Source organism: Bifidobacterium sp. ESL0764, from assembly GCF_029395515.1.
GTDB lineage: Bacteria > Actinomycetota > Actinomycetes > Actinomycetales > Bifidobacteriaceae > Bifidobacterium.
Genome location: NZ_CP113919.1, coordinates 1823441 through 1839971, shown reverse-complemented (window position 1 = coordinate 1839971; position 16531 = coordinate 1823441). Strand labels below are relative to the sequence as shown.

Genomic DNA, 16531 nt, shown 5'->3' with positions numbered 1-16531 from the left:
CCCGGTGTTGCCTGCTTATTGTTTGGTGGCCGCACAGGCCATCGTAGGGCTTGCGGACATGCGTCCGTCGGCTCTTACGATACTCACTTGGATACAGGTCTGGGGGTTGCCGCTGGCCACGTTCAACGTGACCTTGGGGTCTTTGACGATGGAGGTCTGGGTGCCCGGCGCGGCCGACCCGTCCTGGACTTCCGACCAGGCGTAGGTGTCTCCGGCTTTCGGTGCGGGGTTGCTCCATGTGAAGGTGACGTTTTGGCCGTCCGAGGCTCCCGCGAGGTTCGTGGCCTGCGGAACCGCCGCTCCCGCGTCCTCTTTGGTGATGTCATCCTTTTGGGCGTCGTCGGTGCCGTTCTTCTTGTTTTCCTTGGTATTGTCGGAATCGTGACCTTTTGAACGCATCGTCTGCATCGTATCGACCTGCGTGCGCTCGTCCGATTGTTTGGAATCCATATGAGGTATCACCGCAAAAACGAAGACAGCCGCGACGACGGCCACGGCGGCCAACGCAGTAATGGCGATGACCAGCGGTTTCTTCGAACGTTTCCGCTTCGGTACCGCCACTTTCGCGCCGAAACGACCCTTGCCCGATTGCGGCATCGTATGATGCGCGGGGAATTCGTCGCAACCCTCCGCCACAAACGGCGTCATGTTGAGCCCGCAGGTCTCCTGTGCCTCTTGCAGGGCGCGGCCGAACTGCTGCGCCGAAAGGTAACGGGCGTCCGGATCCTTGCTCATCGCCTTCAAAAGGATCTGTTCGATTTGCCTGGGTACATTCTCGATGGCGTTTTTCGGCAGTCGGTCCGAGACGATATGCTGTGCCAGCTCGTTTTGCGTACGCGGGTGGAAGGCGTATTCAAAGGGCGATTTGCCGACCAGAAGGCCGTACAGCGTGGCCGCCAGCGAGTAGATGTCGGAGGTCTCGGTGCCGCCGCCTTTGCCGGTCAGCACTTCCGGCGGCGCCCACGGCACGGAGAAGCCGGTGCGTGATTTCGACTCGTAGATGCTCGTCGAGATGCCGAAATCGGAAAGGGCCGGCTGCCCCGCGGAAGTGATGAGGATATTGGCCGGTTTGATGTCGCGGTGGACGATGCCGTGTCGGTGCGCGGTCTGCAAGGCCCCCGTAAGCTTTACCCCGAGGTCGAGCATCTCGGCGACGGTGAGCCTGCGGTTGCGCATGATTTCCTTGTAGGAGCCGTGCGGCGCGTATTCGAGGACGAGGTACGGCAGGTGCGTTGCGCCGGTCAGTCCTGAGCCGTAAATGGAAACGATGTAGGGATGGGCCGAAAACTTGGCCATGATCTTCGCTTCTTTTTCGAACGCTTCGTCGAAATTCCGGTCCTGCCTGGACTTTCCTACTTTGACGGCGACCTCGCGGTTGAGGTTGTGTTGACGATAGAGATACACGTCGGCCGTGGAACCGGATCCCAATTCCCGGATAAAATCACAATCTGGTATCGTCGGCGCCATCGCGACCTTTCTCCTATTCAACGTTCGCAAAGAGACTGTCTGTATTTTAGCTTGTAAGGCGAACTTTGCATAGCTCGATTATTTATTTGCTCGTTAGAGAAGCAGTTCGTCTTTTTGCTGCTGGTAGACGGCATATGATTGTGGCTTACGTGCCGTTTGCCGGCAGCAAAGTGTCTTGGCGGCAATGAGGTGGAGAAAATCCGCTTGGTTCCGTAGGCTGGGAGCATCGATAATAAATACTGACAAAGGAATAATATGGTATTACATCGTAATCTCGGTCCGCTCGACACCACCGCCATCGGGTTGGGCGAGATGCCGCTGACCATCGAGAACAACCTCGGCGAGGCCAAGGGCATCGAGACCATCCACGCCGCGCTCGACGCCGGATGCCGTCACATCGACACCGCATGGTCGTATTACTGCTCCGGCGGCGAGGAACAGACCGGCGAAAAGCTGGTACGAAAGGCCATGGCCAGCTGGGACGGCCCCAAGGACGAGGTGACCATCGCCACCAAGGTCGGCCATTTCCGTAACTTCGCCGAAGACGGCACCACCCCGACCTGGGGCGTCAACGGGCAGCCCGAGCATCTGGTCGAGGCCGGCAAGCAGTCGGCGCTCGCGCTCGGCGTCGACACCATCGACCTGCTCTACCTGCACCGCCCGGACCCGAACGTGCCCTACAACGAGTCCGTCGAGGCCATCAAGCAGCTGCTGGACGAGGGCGTGGCGAAGCTCGCCGGCATCTCCAACGCCTCGGTCGAACAGATCGACATCGCGCGCAAGATCCTGGGCGACAAGCTCGTCGCGGTGCAGAACCAGTTCTCGCCCACCTACCAGTCCACCCGCGACACCCTCGACTACTGCGAGAAGCTCGGCCTGCCGTTCGTCTGCTGGAGCCCGCTCGGCGGCTACCGCAAGGCCAAGGACGAGAGCAAGTACGATCCGTTCCGCGAGGTCGGCCGCGCCCATGGGGTCAGCCACCAGCAGGTCGTGCTCGCCTGGGAATTGAGCCTGGGGCGTCATGTCTTCGTCATCCCCGGCGCCCATCGCCCCGAAACGATTCTCGACAGCCTCAAGGCCGGCGACCTCAAGCTCAGCGCCGAGGAGCTCGCCAAGCTCAACGCCTGAGTCGGGCTCGTGTTCGTCGTCGCGGATAGCGGTTCTGCGTCTTAAATGGGTTGTTTCCAGCAGTATATCCATGATAGGTGCTGGAAACAACGCAAAAATTGTCGCAGAATGGGTTGTTTCCAGCACAATAGACGCAGTTGATGCTGGAAACAACGTATTTGATTCCTACTCGTGTGTACGACCTCCACGGTCGGTGTATGACAGGATGCTTCTTGAGGTTGTGACGTTATATCGCATGTTGCCGTGGCCTCGTTGGTCTAGACTGAAACGGTGCGGTTGGGCGAATATGAGAATAATGAGGATGATGTAATGGCCGGAAACAATGGAAACAAGCCGATCCAGACGAGGATGGTGCGGCGGCGCAGGCCAGAGGTGCTGGCGCCGGCAGGCAGCCTCAGAAGTCTCAAGACGGCCATCGACTTCGGTGCGGACGCCGTCTATTGCGGGGGCAAGGAATTCGGCATGCGTTCGGCCCCGAAGAACCTTTCCATGGATGATCTGAAGGTTGGCGCCGCCTACGCCCACGAGCGTGGGGCAAGGGTGTATGTGACCTGCAACGTCCTGCCGCACAACAGTGAGGTCGAGGATATCAAGACCTATATCGCCCACCTCGCCGCCACCGGCATCGACGCGCTGATCGTCACCGACATCGGTGTGTTGATGGCCGCCCATTCCATCGCCCCGCAGCTCGAGCTGCACGTCTCCACCCAGGCCGGCGTGACCAATTATCTTGCCGCCAACGCGCTCTACGAACTGGGTGCGCGCCGTGTGGTGCTGGCCCGCGAGCTCGATCTGCAGGCCATCCGCGACATCCGTGCCAACATCCCCGAGGATATGGATATCGAGACCTTCGTGCACGGCTCGATGTGTATGGCATTCTCCGGGCGCTGCCTCATCTCGAACTACATGAACGGACGCGACGCCAACCACGGCGAATGCTCCCAGCCCTGCCGCTGGAAATACAGCGTCGTCGAGCAGAAGCGCCCCGGCCAGTTCTTCCCGGTCGAGGAGAACGACGAGGGCACCTTCCTCTTCAACTCGCAGGACATGTGCATGCTTGAGCATGTCGACGATATGATCGACGCCGGCGCCTCGAGTCTCAAGATCGAGGGGCGGGCCAAGAGTGCGTATTACGTAGCGGCAATCACCAATGCCTACAAGTGCGCGGTCAATGAATATATGGTGCAGCGCGGTTTCGAGGACGCTGACGGCAATCACTTGAAGCCGTTGCACGACATGGTGCGTCGTTCCGACGTTGTACGCGTTACCAAAGCGGTCGGTCAGCTCGAATCCAGCGGTTCCATCGGTTTCCACGGTGTGCGCAGTGCCGGCGCCGAGGCCGCGGCCAAGACGACGGTAACCGCGGTCGTACCGGCATTGGTGGGTGCTGAGGCGACGAAAGCGCAAGGGGACGGCGAATCCGAGCACGTCGAACTGCCGCAATGGCTCAAGGACGAACCCTATAAGGTCTCGCACCGCGACTATTCCACCGGTTTCTACTACCCGGAGCACAAGGCCGGCCAGAATACGGATCGTGGTGGTTACTTCCGCGATTGGCTGGTGGTCGGCGAGGTGATCGGCTACGACGCTGCCGCGCGGCGCCTCACCCTGATGAGCCGCAACAAGATCGAGCCCGGCCAGCTCATCGAATTCCTGATTCCGGGACGCGAGCCGGTCGATTATACGGTCGCGGCAGGTGGCATGGAAGACGCCGACGGCAATCCGGTCGAGGAAATCAACAATCCTGCGCACGTCTTTTCGATGCCGTTGCCATTCGCGGTGCCCGAACACTCGATGCTTCGCTCGCGTGCCAAGCAGCGCACGCTCAAGGCTGAATAGAGAATTTCTTCTCCTCTGGCTGTCGCTAACGTGTGCCGCTGAAACTGTAATGAACGCTTAACCCTCGTTATTGGCCATGTTGGTGCCACCAAGTTGCCGGTTTTGGGACAATACGGTATCAATTCTCTCGAATATTCGTATCTTGGTGCACCAAGATGGGTCTTTAAGGGGGAAATTCACATTTTTCTGTTCATTTGGGGCATCTTGGTGCACCAAGATGACCTTTTAAGGGAGAATTCACACTTTTCCACTCGTTTGGGGTGTCTTGGTGCACCAAGATGGTCGAAATGGGGCGATTGAGTGGTGACATTCATGAGGAGGACCGTGAGGTTGGACTTCAACTGCATTGATATCGGAGTGTGTCTTGCGATAAAGTGGCGGCATGAGTGAAACTGCAAACCAAGATGGCACGATTCTCAATAGCAATGCCATTCCATCGACGGATACATTCGGCAATCCCATTCCCGTCACGATTCCCATCGACCTGGCGCCAGGTGTCAAGGTCGTCTACACCACGCGGCTCGGCGGTTTGAGCGCCGGCGATTGGGGCAATCTCAACCTTGGCGGCAAATCCGGAGACAGCCCGTCCGCAGTTCAGGCGAACCGCGTGGCGTTGGCCAAGGCCGTCGGGGCTCCGCTTTCATTGGTGGCGCAGGTTCATTCGGGCAAGGTCGTTGATGTCGATACGTTTTTCGAGCGCAACGCACCGTACGGTTGCGATTTCTCCGGCACGATTATCGACTCCGGTCAGCGCCACGGCAACGTATCCGCGGCGGCTACCGGTGAACTGACGGTGGAACAGGATGCTGAGGAAATCGACACCGTTGACGGCGCTGAAATCATGGGAACCCAGACGTGCGTCGAAATCCGCGAATCCGTATCCGGCAATGGTTCCACAATGGTGGCAAAGGCTGAAACATCAAACTTTGATATCGCCAACAATAATCAATCTTCTTCAAACGCAGCGAAAGCCGGTGTGAACTCTCCGACCGCTTACCCGCGTCTTGAAGCCGACGCCGAGGTCACCGCGAAAACCGGTGTGGCGCTTGGCATGTTCGCGGCCGACTGCCTGCCCGTGCTGCTGGCCGACCCGCAGGCGGGTGTCATCGGTGCGGCACATTGCGGGCGGAAGGGCTTGCAACGCGGGGTCATCGGCGCCGCGGTCGATCTGATGGTGGCCGAAGGTGCGCATCCGAACCGCATCGTGGCCACGCTCGGCCCTTGCATCTGCGGCGACTGTTACGAAGTGGGCGAAGCAATCGCCGACGAATTCGACGCGCAGTTCCCGGGGACCTTCACCCTGACCCGCTTCGGCGGCCCCGGCATCGACATCGCCAAAGCCGCGCTGCAGGAGCTCGCCAAGGCCGGCATACCGGCGGACAATGTCATCAGCTCGACCCCACGTGTCGGCGCCGCCACGAAATACCTCGATCAGGACGCGGAACTTGCCGCCTTGTGTGCCGTCGACGGCGAGGGCAGCCCCAAACTTTCGGAGCGTATCGGCCAGGTGCGCCACAGCCTGTGCACGCTCGAAAACCCGCTTTTCTACTCGCATCGTCGTGCGAGCCTTGCGCATAAATCGCACGAAGGCCGTCTGCTCGCGCTGATCGTACGGGAATAATCTTTGTGGAATGAACCCTCACGGGATATCCGAAATCTCTTGATGCCAGAATTATAAACGGATAGAAATCCCTATAAAATAACCAGCGCCACACTCCGCGCTAGACTGGAGAGCATGGAACACTTGAACGTTGTCATCTCCGGTTTCGACCCTTACGAAGGGATCAAAAGCAACCCTTCGCATGTGGTGCCGCATGCGCTCGCGGACGATGGGCTTGGCGACGCTTCCGGCCTTGAGGGCGATGACCTCTTACGGGACGTGGATATATCGATCAACGCCGTCGATCTGCCGATCAGCGTCGACGAGTGCTGGCCTCTGCTCAAGGAAACGCTTCAGGCCACGCATCCCGATATCGTCATTGCCACGGGGCTCAAAGCCGCGGCTCGCGGTATTCTGCTCGAACGCTGCGCCAACAACATCATCGACACCGCCCGTACGACGATTTCCGGCGAGATGACGGGCCTGCCGTTCGAACCTGCGGACGAGGCTTCGCGCAAGCCGATCGCTTCGAACGGCCCTGCCGCCTTCTGGACGAAACTTCCGCTGCGTTCCATCCTCGATAATTTTGCCTCGGAGGAAATTCCCTCGGCCTTGAGCTCGGACGCGGGCACGTTCGTCTGCAACTCCCTTTTCTACAATCTGATGAAATGGACGACGGGCCAGCACAAAGTGCTTTCCGGATTCGTCAGCCTCCCGATCATCAACGAGGAACCCCATCCGCAACATGGTCTGACATTCAACCAGCAGGTGGAGGCATGCCGTGTGGTGGTGCGACAGACCGCTCGTTACTTCCTCGAGCCGACGTCATCGAACATCCTCATGGCCTGAAGATTTTCAAGTGGCTGCCGCCTTGGGCCCATCCTCGATGGCAGCCGTTAGAATCCGGACACTCCGAATCGCGTGGTGTCTGTGTGGATTAGCGACGTTTCGGCATAAATCTCTTGAAAAATACACTACAATGAGCCAATAGTATGTATCGGCTTTCAAAAACTGTGGCTTTAGGTCGCAAGGCGAAAGGAATCACTATGGCGGACGACCGCTTCACGACAGAATTGCGCGGGTATAACAAGGAGCAGGTAGACCAGGAGTTGGCTTCGTTGCATCAGACGCTCGATCGCATGCGTGCACAGGTCAATTCCAGTGACCAGGCGATTCTGCAACTGCGTGCGCAGCTTGAAGAGGAAAAGAAGAACGCGAAGAAGGCGTCGCAGGGCAATTCATTCGCTTCGTTGGGAGCCAATGCCCAGCAGATGCTCGCCAGCGCCGAGCAGACCAGCACGGAACTGGTCAACCGCGCCAAGCAGGATGCCGCAAGCACCCGCGCTGCGGCCCAGCATCAGGCGGAAACCCTGATCAACAACACCAAGCTCGATGCGCAGCACATCACCGACGAGGCCAATTCGAAGGCGGCCACCATCCTGGCCAAGGCGCAGACCGAATCCGAGTCGATCACCACTTCCGCCAAGCAGGATGCCACCAGACTGCGTGAAGAGACGGCCAAGAAGGTCACCGAGCAGCGCGACACCATCGAAATCGAACTGACCAATTCGCGCGAGGAGCACAACAAGCGTCTCGCCAGCGAAAAGGCCAAGCAGGACCGCGAAATCGCCGAGCTCAAGGCCAAGGCCACCCAGCAGGTCGCCGAACAGCGCAAGGCCGCGAACGACGAAGTCGCCAAGCTCAAGAGTGACGCCAGCGATCAGATCGAGACCGCTCTGGGCGAAGCCAACAAGAAACTCGCCAACGTGCGTGAGCAGGTCTCCCGCATGACCACCGAGGCCCAGCGCAAGGCGACCGAAATCACCGATGACGCGAAGGCCAAGGCTCAGGGCATCGCCGATGAGGCGGAAGTCCAGCGCACCAAGACCTTGAGCCAGGTCAATGCCGAAGTCGAGCAGATTCGTTCTGATATCTCCAAGCAGCAGGAAGAGGCGACCAGCAAGGTCAACGATCTGTTGAAGCAGCTGGAAGAGAGCCGCGCCGCGGCCAAGAAGGAAGCGGACAGCCTGGTCTCCAAGGCCAAGGATCTGAGGGACGAGGCCGACAGCTATACGGTTTCGAAGCGTCAGGAAGCCGACGCGCAAGCCGAAGAGATTATCTCCAAGGCCAAGAAAGACGCCGAGGCTCGCGTCGAGGAACGGCGCAAGGCCGCACAGGGCGAGCTTGATGGGCTCGCCAAGCGCATCAAGGATCTCCAGGAGCGCGAATCGACCATCACCCAGCGCGTCACCGAGCTCCGCTCGATGTTCACCAATGCGTTCTCCGGATTCGGTTTTGCCGATGACAAGAAGTCCGGGGTCAACGTTCCGGTGGTCAATGCCGTAGCCAACGATCTCGACGATGCCGCGCAGGCAGACCAGCAACAAGACCAAAAGTGCGAGCCCGAAGACCAAGGCGAGGCGCGCCCGAACTCGGGCAACGCTACCGGTGCAGGCCAGGCTCCTGCTGCGGCTGTGCAGATGCCGGCCTCTTACGCGCCTAGTAATCATGCGGTCAAAGCCCCGGTGCAGCAGCCGGCCCAGGTCCCGCAGCAACATGGTGGTCAACAGGCTCAGGCTCAGGCACAGGCGCAGGCGCGCAATGCTTCGGATTCCGAGCAGGATCCCGCTCCCAGAAGCGGTATGCAACAGCTTTCCAATTTGGTGAATAACGCTTCGAAAAAGAATCCTTCGGTCGGTGATGCGCCTGCCGCACCTGCTGCCAATGCGCCGATCAATGGCGGGGTACCGGCCAACGCAAGGTTTGCGGCCAATAATCAGAACCGTGTCAACAGCGATGATGTCATTTTCCCTGAAGGCGGCGAGCCTGCCGGCGGGGCTCCTGCGAGGCGGTAGTCTTACCCGTTTTGCATAACGGTTGGGTGCGCTGTGGCGATTGGGTCATGGCGCACTTTCGTATTTTCTCGACCAGATTTCTTGTCCAGTTCCTTCATATGTATTGATGACGTTTGATTCCAAGGCTTCGCGATACCTCGGATTGCAATTCGCGTGTCGGATACAGCGCATGGAATATGGTGGAAAGTAAACCAACCAAAGGAGCATTGTCTAATGAGTGAAATGAAGCCGCTGAGTGCCGACCGTCTGGGGCAGTTGCAGGACGATTTCGAAGCGAAACCCGTCAACACGCTGGCCATGAATGCCGTCACCACTTCCGGCATCAACCCGGTGGCGCACAATTACGACCGCGCCCGTAGGCTTCAGCGTCGTTTCTCGGTGACCGTCGACAACGGCGAAGTCACCAACCAGAACCGTTCCGGGCGTTGCTGGCTCTTCAGCTCGCTGAACGTGGCGCGTTTCGTGGCCAAGCGCAACCTCAACCTCGAGCAGTTCGAGTTCTCGCAGAACTATGCGATGTACTTCGACAAGCTCGAGCGCATCAACTACTTCCTGCGTGACGTCGCCGATCTGGTGCGCGCCGGCGAACCCGCTGACTCCCAGCTTATGCAGCACCTGCTTGCCGACGTGATGGGTGACGGCGGCCAGTGGACGATGGCCATGAACATCTACAAGAAGTACGGCGCCGTGCCGAAGGACTTCTTCCCGGAGACCGCCTCGTCGACCAACACCAGTGAGATGAACACGCAGCTGCGCCGTATGCTGCACACCGCCGTGGCGCACATGTACGCCGATCCGTCCGCGATCGACAAGATCGTCAATGAGGGCGTCGAGGCCGGCCATCGCATGCTCACCATTCACTTAGGCGAGCCGCCGAAGAGCTTCGACTGGGAGTGGAGAGACAAGGATGGCGCGTTCCACCGCGATGGCGAGATCACACCGGTCGAGTTCTGGAAGAAGTATGTCGGCCCGGCACACCTCGAGGACTATGTCTGCCTCGTCGACGACCCGCGCGCCGAGCACGCCAAGGGCAAGAAGATCGGCATCGAGCACTTGGGCAACGTCGTCGGCGGAGATGCGACCGAGTACCTGAACGTGCCTAACCAGTTCATGAAGGACTGCGTGCGCCGCATCCTCTCCGAGCAGGGCACGCCTGCTTGGTTCGGCGCGGACTGCCATCCGATGATGGACCGCGACAACGGCGCCTGGGCCACTGACCTTTACGAGTACGGCAAGGTCTACGACGTCGATTTCGATATGAGCAAGGAAGACCGCGTGCGTTACGGCGACTCCGCGATGAACCACGCGATGGCGTTCGTCGGCGTCGACGTGGCCGACGACGGCACGACCACCAACCGTTGGCGCGTCGAGAACTCCTGGGGCTGCAAGGTCGCCGACAAGGGATACTTCACCATGGCCGACGACTGGTTCACCGAGTACGTCTACGAGGTCGCCGTCCCGAAGTCGATGCTTCCCGCCGACTACCAGGCCGCCCTCACCGAGCCCGCCACCATGCTCCCGGCATGGGACCCAATGGGCGCATTGGCCTGAGGAAAATAGCCCTGTGGGCTATTTTCGGCCAATACGCGCCTGAGGCCAGGGATTTCTGGCCTCAGGTAACGAGTTGGCTCAAGACTGAGTCGCTTTTTTCTTAATGATTAGTATGGGCGCGTTAGCTTGAGGCAAACAGCCCTGTGGGCTGTTTGCAGCTAACACGCGCCTGAAACCGGCACCTGCCGGTTTCAGGAAACCAGTTGGCGCTTGGTTGAGTTAGATATGATTGTTGACTAATTAGGCGCTCTCGCGTAAGAAAAGCCCTGTGGGCTTTTCGTGCGAGAGCGCTGGAGGTCGCTTCACAGCGGCCTCCAGTAGAATTGAGTATCGAGCGTTAGCGAGATTCTCTAATTGCAGGTCTCGGAGAGCGTTGGCCTGCGCGTTAGCCTTAGAGAAACAGCCTTGTAGGCTGTTTCTGGACAATACGCGCCTGAGGCCGGAGATTTCCGGTCTCAGGTAACCATTCGAAGGTCGTTGAATAAGTTTTTGTTTGACGATTATATGTACTCGGAGAGCGCTCGCATAGCGCGAGGCCGCCTAACATTGAGCAGACAAAGGAGTAGGTCAATGAGACATTATTTTTTGAATCATCCGATTGTTTGGGCGCTTGTTTTCGCGCTGATTATGTTTGTCATCGATGTCATCGGCGTGCTTGCCGGCATCGAGGATGCCAATGTACTCGTGCCGTCTGGTGTCAAAGCAGTGATAGCCGGGATTATTTTTTATGCGCTGGTACGTTGGACCGGAGCCAAAGTCAATAAGTGACTATTCGGCGGTATTACACTGTTCAATCGATTATAATAAGCACCCTGTTGCGGCATAAGGCAGCAGCGGAATAATATTCACATCAAGCAAGAGGAGGGGAATCATGGCGATTATGCGAGGGCCTGGAAGTTCTGAGGACGCACGGCGATTTAGCGAGGAAGCCGTTTACCCCGAAACCGTGGATGTCAATATCCGCCAGCTTGACCCGATTCCCGCACCGCGCGCATTTCTGAAGGAGACGCCGCTGACCAAGCCGATGAGCGATCTGGTCCTGAAATCCCGTCAGGAGATCCGCGATATCCTGCACGGCCGCGACGACCGCCTGCTGGTCATCGTCGGTCCCTGCTCGATTCATGATCCGAAAGCCGCGAAGGATTACGCTGGGCGTCTGGCCAAGGCCAATGAGGAACTCAAAGACCGCCTGATGATCGTGATGCGCGTCTATTTTGAGAAGCCGCGCACCACCGTGGGCTGGAAGGGCCTGATCAACGACCCCGACCTCGACGGCGAATTCAATATTCGCAAGGGCATGGATCTGGCCCGCAAGGTGCTTGCCGACGTGCTGAACCAAGGCTTGCCCGCCGCCACCGAATGGCTCGATCCGATCACCCCGCAATATATCTGCGATATGGTCAGCTGGGGCGCCATCGGCGCTCGCAACACCGAAAGCCAGGTCCATCGCGAGCTGGCCAGCGGCATGTCGATGCCCATCGGTTTCAAAAACTCCACCGACGGCTCGGTGAAGGTCGCGGCGGATTCCTGCTATGCGGTCGCCAGCGAGCATCATTTCCTTTCCATCAACCTTGACGGACGTGTGATTTCCGCGGAGACCAAGGGCAATCCCGATTGCCATATCGTCCTGCGCGGCTCGAATTCCGGGCCCAATTACGACGCCAAGTCCGTGGCCGAGGCGCTGGAGACGCTGAAGCAGTCGAAGGTCACCGGCCCGAGCGAGCACGGCCTGGTCATCGACGCCGCCCACGGCAACTGCGGCAAGGACGAGGTGCGTGAGGCCGAGGTCATCGAAGAGATCGCCGCTCGCTTGGCCAAGGGCGAGCCCGGCATCTTCGGCGTGATGATGGAGAGCAACATCCGCGGTGGCCACCAGTCGCCGGCTCCGCTCGACCAGTTGGTCTACGGCCGTTCGATCACCGATTCCTGCATCTCCTGGGACCGCACCGACGAGCTGCTGCACACTCTCGCTGATGCCGTGACCGCCCGTCGCAAGCTCGATGGCGAATGACGGCTTAGATGCGATGAAAATCAGCGTTTTGACGTCGTTTTGCTGATTTTCATCGCTTGTTCGATTGAACATGCGAGCATAGTCACGATTTAAAGCGCTTTTCGCTGATTTTCATCGCATCGTTATCATGGCGAGTGGCTTATAGGCGTAGGCTGTGGTGTGGCCTATTCTTGAAGTCAGGGATGATGAAACCGCATATGCCACCGTCGATAGTGGTTATAGTGCGATGCGGGAACGCGAATAACGCTTAACCGGCAATCAATAAGTGGGGGGAATGAATATGGGTTCGACTTTACACGACGCTGAGGGCGCGTCGACGTCCGACAATGGTAACGGACTTGATTGCAATGCAGAGGCTCAGACTGACCAAAGCATCGGCGACGCCAAAAATCGCGCCGCCTTCGAAAAGGCGCTGAAAAACGGCGAGAACCCGCTGAAGGTCAAAGGCATCAAACGCTGGGAGGACGAGGCCGGGGTCAACCGCATCGTCAACCGCCGCGTCTTCGAACTCGAGCCGTTGCCCACCCCGGCAGACGTGCTTTCCAGCATGCCGTTGAGCGACGAGGCCACGGATCTGGTCGTTCGTTCCCGCAATGAAATCCGCGATTGCCTGTACGGGAAAGACGACAGGCTTCTGGTCATCACCGGCCCCTGTTCCGTCCACGACCCCGCCGCCGCGCTGGATTATGCCCACCGTCTGGCCAAGATGAAGGACGAGCTCGGCGACCGTCTCCTTATCGTCATGCGTGTCTACTTCGAAAAGCCGCGCACCACGGTGGGGTGGAAAGGTCTGATCAATGACCCGGACCTCGACGGCAGCCACAACATCAAGAAGGGCCTGTTGCTGGCCCGCAAGACCCTGATCGGCGTGCTGGGTGAAGGCGTGGCCGCGGCCACGGAATTCCTGGAGCCGACCAGCCCGCAATACATTTCGGACGCGGTGAGCTGGGGCGTGATCGGCGCGCGCAACACCGAGTCGCAGATTCACCGCCAGCTGGCCAGCGGCCTGTCGATGCCCATCGGCTTCAAAAACGCGACCGACGGCTCGGTGAAAGCCGCCATCGACGGGTGCTATACAGCTACCCAACAGCACACGTTCTTCGGCATCGACCACCTCGGCCGCGCCAGCGCCGTCGAGACGCTCGGCAACCCTGATTGCCACGTCGTGCTGCGTGGCTCCTCGCACGGCCCCAACTACGACACCGCTTCCGTCAACCAGGCCATGCATTCCATCCGCAGCGAAATGCCGGCGGATTCCGCCGCCTGCCATGGACTCATCATCGACTGCTCGCACGGCAATTCCGGCAAGAACGAGATTCGTCAGGCCGAGGTCGCGCGCGAGTTGGCCGGACGCATCGCGGTAGGCGAGCCCGATATCACCGGGCTGATGATGGAGAGCTTTATCGCCGGCGGCAACCAGCCTGCGGCCCCGCTTTCACAGCTGGAGTATGGCAAGTCGATTACCGACAAGTGCATCGCCTGGCCCGAGACGCAACGGCTGCTGCGCGAGCTTGCCAACGCCGTGGACGTCCGTCGAGGTGCCTGAACGGTACAATCGTGAGGGAGTAGGATATGGCATTTTGTGGCACACAATCCCGTCCGCAATGTCATATCCGTGTCTGAATATATTGAAAACAGCTTTATACGAAAATAACGTCGCTCAAAAACACAGAAACCGAGGAACTATGAAGACCGTTGCCATCATTGGAGCCATGCCGGAGGAAGTCGCGCTGATCGCCAAGTCCCTGGACGGCGTGAAGCACAACAAGACCGCGAGCCTCGATATCAACGTCGGCACGCTCACCTCCAAGTCCGGCGAGCCAATCACCGTCGCCGCGACGGTGGGCGGCATGGGCCTGGTCAACGCCGCGGCCACCACCCAGGCGCTCGTCGACGCCTATCATCCCGACGCCGTCATCTTCTCCGGCATCGCCGGCTCGCTCAACAAGTCGATGCACATCGATGACATCGTGCTCGGCGGCACGCTGCGCTACCTCGATTCCGATATGCGCATGATCGCCCAGTGGAAGCCGGAAACCGAGGAATTCCACAGCGACCGGCATCTGCTCGACGTAGCCGACAAAGCACTTGACGAGATGGGCATCCACCACATGACCGGGGTCATCGCCTCCGGCAACAATTTCATCGGCACTCCCGAGGCTGCGGCCGTGGTCGCCGAAAAGACCCACGCCGACGCGGTGGAGATGGAAGGCGCGGCCGTGGCCCATGTCGCCGCCCGCAACGATGTGCCCGCCTTGGTCATCCGTGCGCTTTCCGACGAGGCCGACACCGATTACGAGCAGTTCAAGGAATTCGATATTTCCGAATACGCCGACACCGCCGCCCGCCTCGCCGTCGACATCGTCACCAGGCTGTAATCGTTCGTCAATCATTCCGAGCCTTGTTCGCCCAATGAGAAAAGCAAAGGCTCGGATTTCCCGTATTCGAAGGATTCCGGCGAGAAAAGGTCGGTGGTTTACCGGATGGTTGGTCGGCTGTGGCTCAATAATTTGGCCGTTATGTAATACGATAAAAATAACATAATGCCACTATTTACGGTCAATAAATCCCTACCAAAAAGCGAAAAGGTCGGTTCTGATTTCAAAGCGAGGTCGGAGGCCCAACTTTCGATTGGTCGGCGACCAAAGCCAAAAGCCCAACCAAGCATCACGCAAGTGTCTAATGGCCCTCGGCAGACCATCTGTCATAATAAAACCGTGAGCAACATCATGCACAGCACCACGTGTAAGCGCCTCATCGCTGTTGTTTCCTCGTTTGCGATGATGGCGGCATTTTCGGCTTGCGGTGACAATACCCCAGCTGATACCACCGGAGCCACCAAAGGCAAGAATTCCGGCATTTCCGGCGAGTTTCATGGCGCCGGTGCCTCTTCACAGCAGGGTGCCGTGGAAGCGTGGATCGCCACGTACCAAGGCAAAAACCGCAATGCGAAAATCGCCTATAACCCTTCCGGTTCCGGTGCCGGGGTCTCCACGTTTTTGACCGGTGCCATCGCTTGGGCGGGGACCGACGCCCCGTTGAACGAAGAGCAGGTGGAGCTCTCCAAAAGCGTCTGTAAATCCGGCAGCGCTTTCGACGTTCCCGTTTACGTTTCCCCGATTGCGGTGGTATTCAATCTCAAAGGCATTTCAGGGCAGGGCAAGCACCTGAATATGGACGCCGGCGTCATCGCGCGTATTTTCGACGGGAAGATCACCCAGTGGAACGACGAGGCCATCAAGGCCGAAAACCCCAAGGTGAGCCTGCCTGCCACGCCGATCACCGTGGTCCATCGTTCCGACAAGTCCGGTACGACCAATAATTTCACTTCCTATCTCAAGGCCGCCGCGCCGAACGACTGGGGCCACGATCCGCAGGAAAACTGGCCGAACGAGGTCGGTCAGGCCGCCAAAGGCACCGACGGCGTGGTCAGCAGCATCGGCCAGGCCGACGGCACCATCGGTTACGCGGACCTCGCCAAGGCCGGCAATTTCGGCACGGTCAGCGTCAAAGTAGGTTCCGATTACGTCGCGCCCGCCGCTGATGCCGCTGCGAAAACCGTCAACGCCTCGCCGTTGCGCGCGATGCCCAAGGGGAGCAAACGCGTGGTGGTGAACGTGGACTATGCCACGGATAGTGCAGGCGACTATCCGGTGGTCTCCTCCTCGTACGTAGTGGCGTGCCCGGCTTACAAAGACGCGAAAACCGGCTTGTTCGTGCGTGACTGGTTGGGTTATGTCTTGAGCGACAGCGGCCAGAAAGTGGCTGCGGACAACACCGGCTCGGCCGCTCTTGGTGGAGCATTGACGCAGAGGGCTTTGAAATCCGTCAATACGATACAGACAAAATAGTTTGGTACTTGTAGATGAAGAATTGAATATACGAATAACTGAATAACGGAATTACGGAATAACGGAATAATCGAAATAGCTAACAATTAGTCCAAAGATATTATCAAGCAGACAAATACATAGCTTACTGGACGAGATTATCACGAGATCATTCGGTAGACGAAACAATCCGACCCAACGATTCACTTTTTCCGGAAACCGGTTGGTTGCAGGATTGCAAAACCGATTC

At 58.7% G+C, this 16531-nt stretch carries 12 protein-coding genes; 11 read left to right on the top strand and 1 reads right to left on the bottom strand.

Annotated features, from left to right (window positions below; translation table 11 throughout):
* Positions 1–15: 15 nt before the first annotated feature.
* Positions 16–1467: a serine/threonine-protein kinase gene (locus OZX71_RS07135; RefSeq protein ID WP_277159818.1), complete on the bottom strand. Its 1452-nt coding sequence runs from the start codon at positions 1465–1467 to the stop codon at positions 16–18.
* A gap of 255 nt (positions 1468–1722) precedes the next feature.
* Between OZX71_RS07135 and OZX71_RS07130 the strand changes: the two genes are divergently transcribed.
* The 11 genes from OZX71_RS07130 (at position 1723) to pstS (ending at position 16302) form a co-directional block, all read left to right on the top strand.
* Positions 1723–2595 carry an aldo/keto reductase gene (locus OZX71_RS07130; RefSeq protein ID WP_277159817.1) on the top strand — a complete coding sequence of 291 codons (873 nt, stop codon included), beginning with the start codon at positions 1723–1725 and terminating at the stop codon, positions 2593–2595.
* A gap of 348 nt (positions 2596–2943) precedes the next feature.
* Entirely contained in the window at positions 2944–4434 is a 1491-nt protein-coding gene (locus tag OZX71_RS07125; protein ID WP_277160685.1) for a U32 family peptidase, read from the top strand.
* Positions 4435–4816: 382 nt separating this feature from the next.
* Positions 4817–6055 carry a polyphenol oxidase family protein gene (locus OZX71_RS07120; RefSeq protein ID WP_277159816.1) on the top strand — a complete coding sequence of 413 codons (1239 nt, stop codon included), beginning with the start codon at positions 4817–4819 and terminating at the stop codon, positions 6053–6055.
* Between the two features lie 114 nt (positions 6056–6169).
* Positions 6170–6883, top strand: coding sequence for a pyroglutamyl-peptidase I (locus OZX71_RS07115; RefSeq protein WP_277159815.1), 714 nt, complete (start codon positions 6170–6172; stop codon positions 6881–6883).
* Positions 6884–7080: 197 nt separating this feature from the next.
* Positions 7081–8889 (top strand): cell division protein, encoded by a 1809-nt coding sequence (locus OZX71_RS07110; protein WP_277159814.1) that lies wholly within the window; start codon positions 7081–7083, stop codon positions 8887–8889.
* 213 nt (positions 8890–9102) lie between these two features.
* The gene (locus tag OZX71_RS07105; protein WP_277159813.1) at positions 9103–10440 is read left to right on the top strand and encodes a C1 family peptidase; all 1338 of its coding nucleotides are present in this window, start codon (positions 9103–9105) and stop codon (positions 10438–10440) included.
* 570 nt (positions 10441–11010) lie between these two features.
* Positions 11011–11208 (top strand): hypothetical protein, encoded by a 198-nt coding sequence (locus OZX71_RS07100; protein WP_277159812.1) that lies wholly within the window; start codon positions 11011–11013, stop codon positions 11206–11208.
* 103 nt (positions 11209–11311) lie between these two features.
* Complete coding sequence (locus tag OZX71_RS07095; RefSeq protein WP_277159811.1) at positions 11312–12451, top strand: 3-deoxy-7-phosphoheptulonate synthase; 1140 nt, start codon at positions 11312–11314, stop codon at positions 12449–12451.
* A gap of 280 nt (positions 12452–12731) precedes the next feature.
* On the top strand, positions 12732–13997 hold the full coding sequence (locus OZX71_RS07090) for a 3-deoxy-7-phosphoheptulonate synthase (protein ID WP_277146248.1): 1266 nt from the start codon (positions 12732–12734) through the stop codon (positions 13995–13997).
* Between the two features lie 139 nt (positions 13998–14136).
* A complete protein-coding gene (gene mtnN / locus OZX71_RS07085) occupies positions 14137–14829 on the top strand; it encodes a 5'-methylthioadenosine/S-adenosylhomocysteine nucleosidase (RefSeq protein WP_277159810.1) in 693 nt (230 codons plus the stop codon).
* Between the two features lie 351 nt (positions 14830–15180).
* Positions 15181–16302 carry a phosphate ABC transporter substrate-binding protein PstS gene (pstS, locus tag OZX71_RS07080; protein ID WP_277160684.1) on the top strand — a complete coding sequence of 374 codons (1122 nt, stop codon included), beginning with the start codon at positions 15181–15183 and terminating at the stop codon, positions 16300–16302.
* Positions 16303–16531 lie beyond the last annotated feature (229 nt).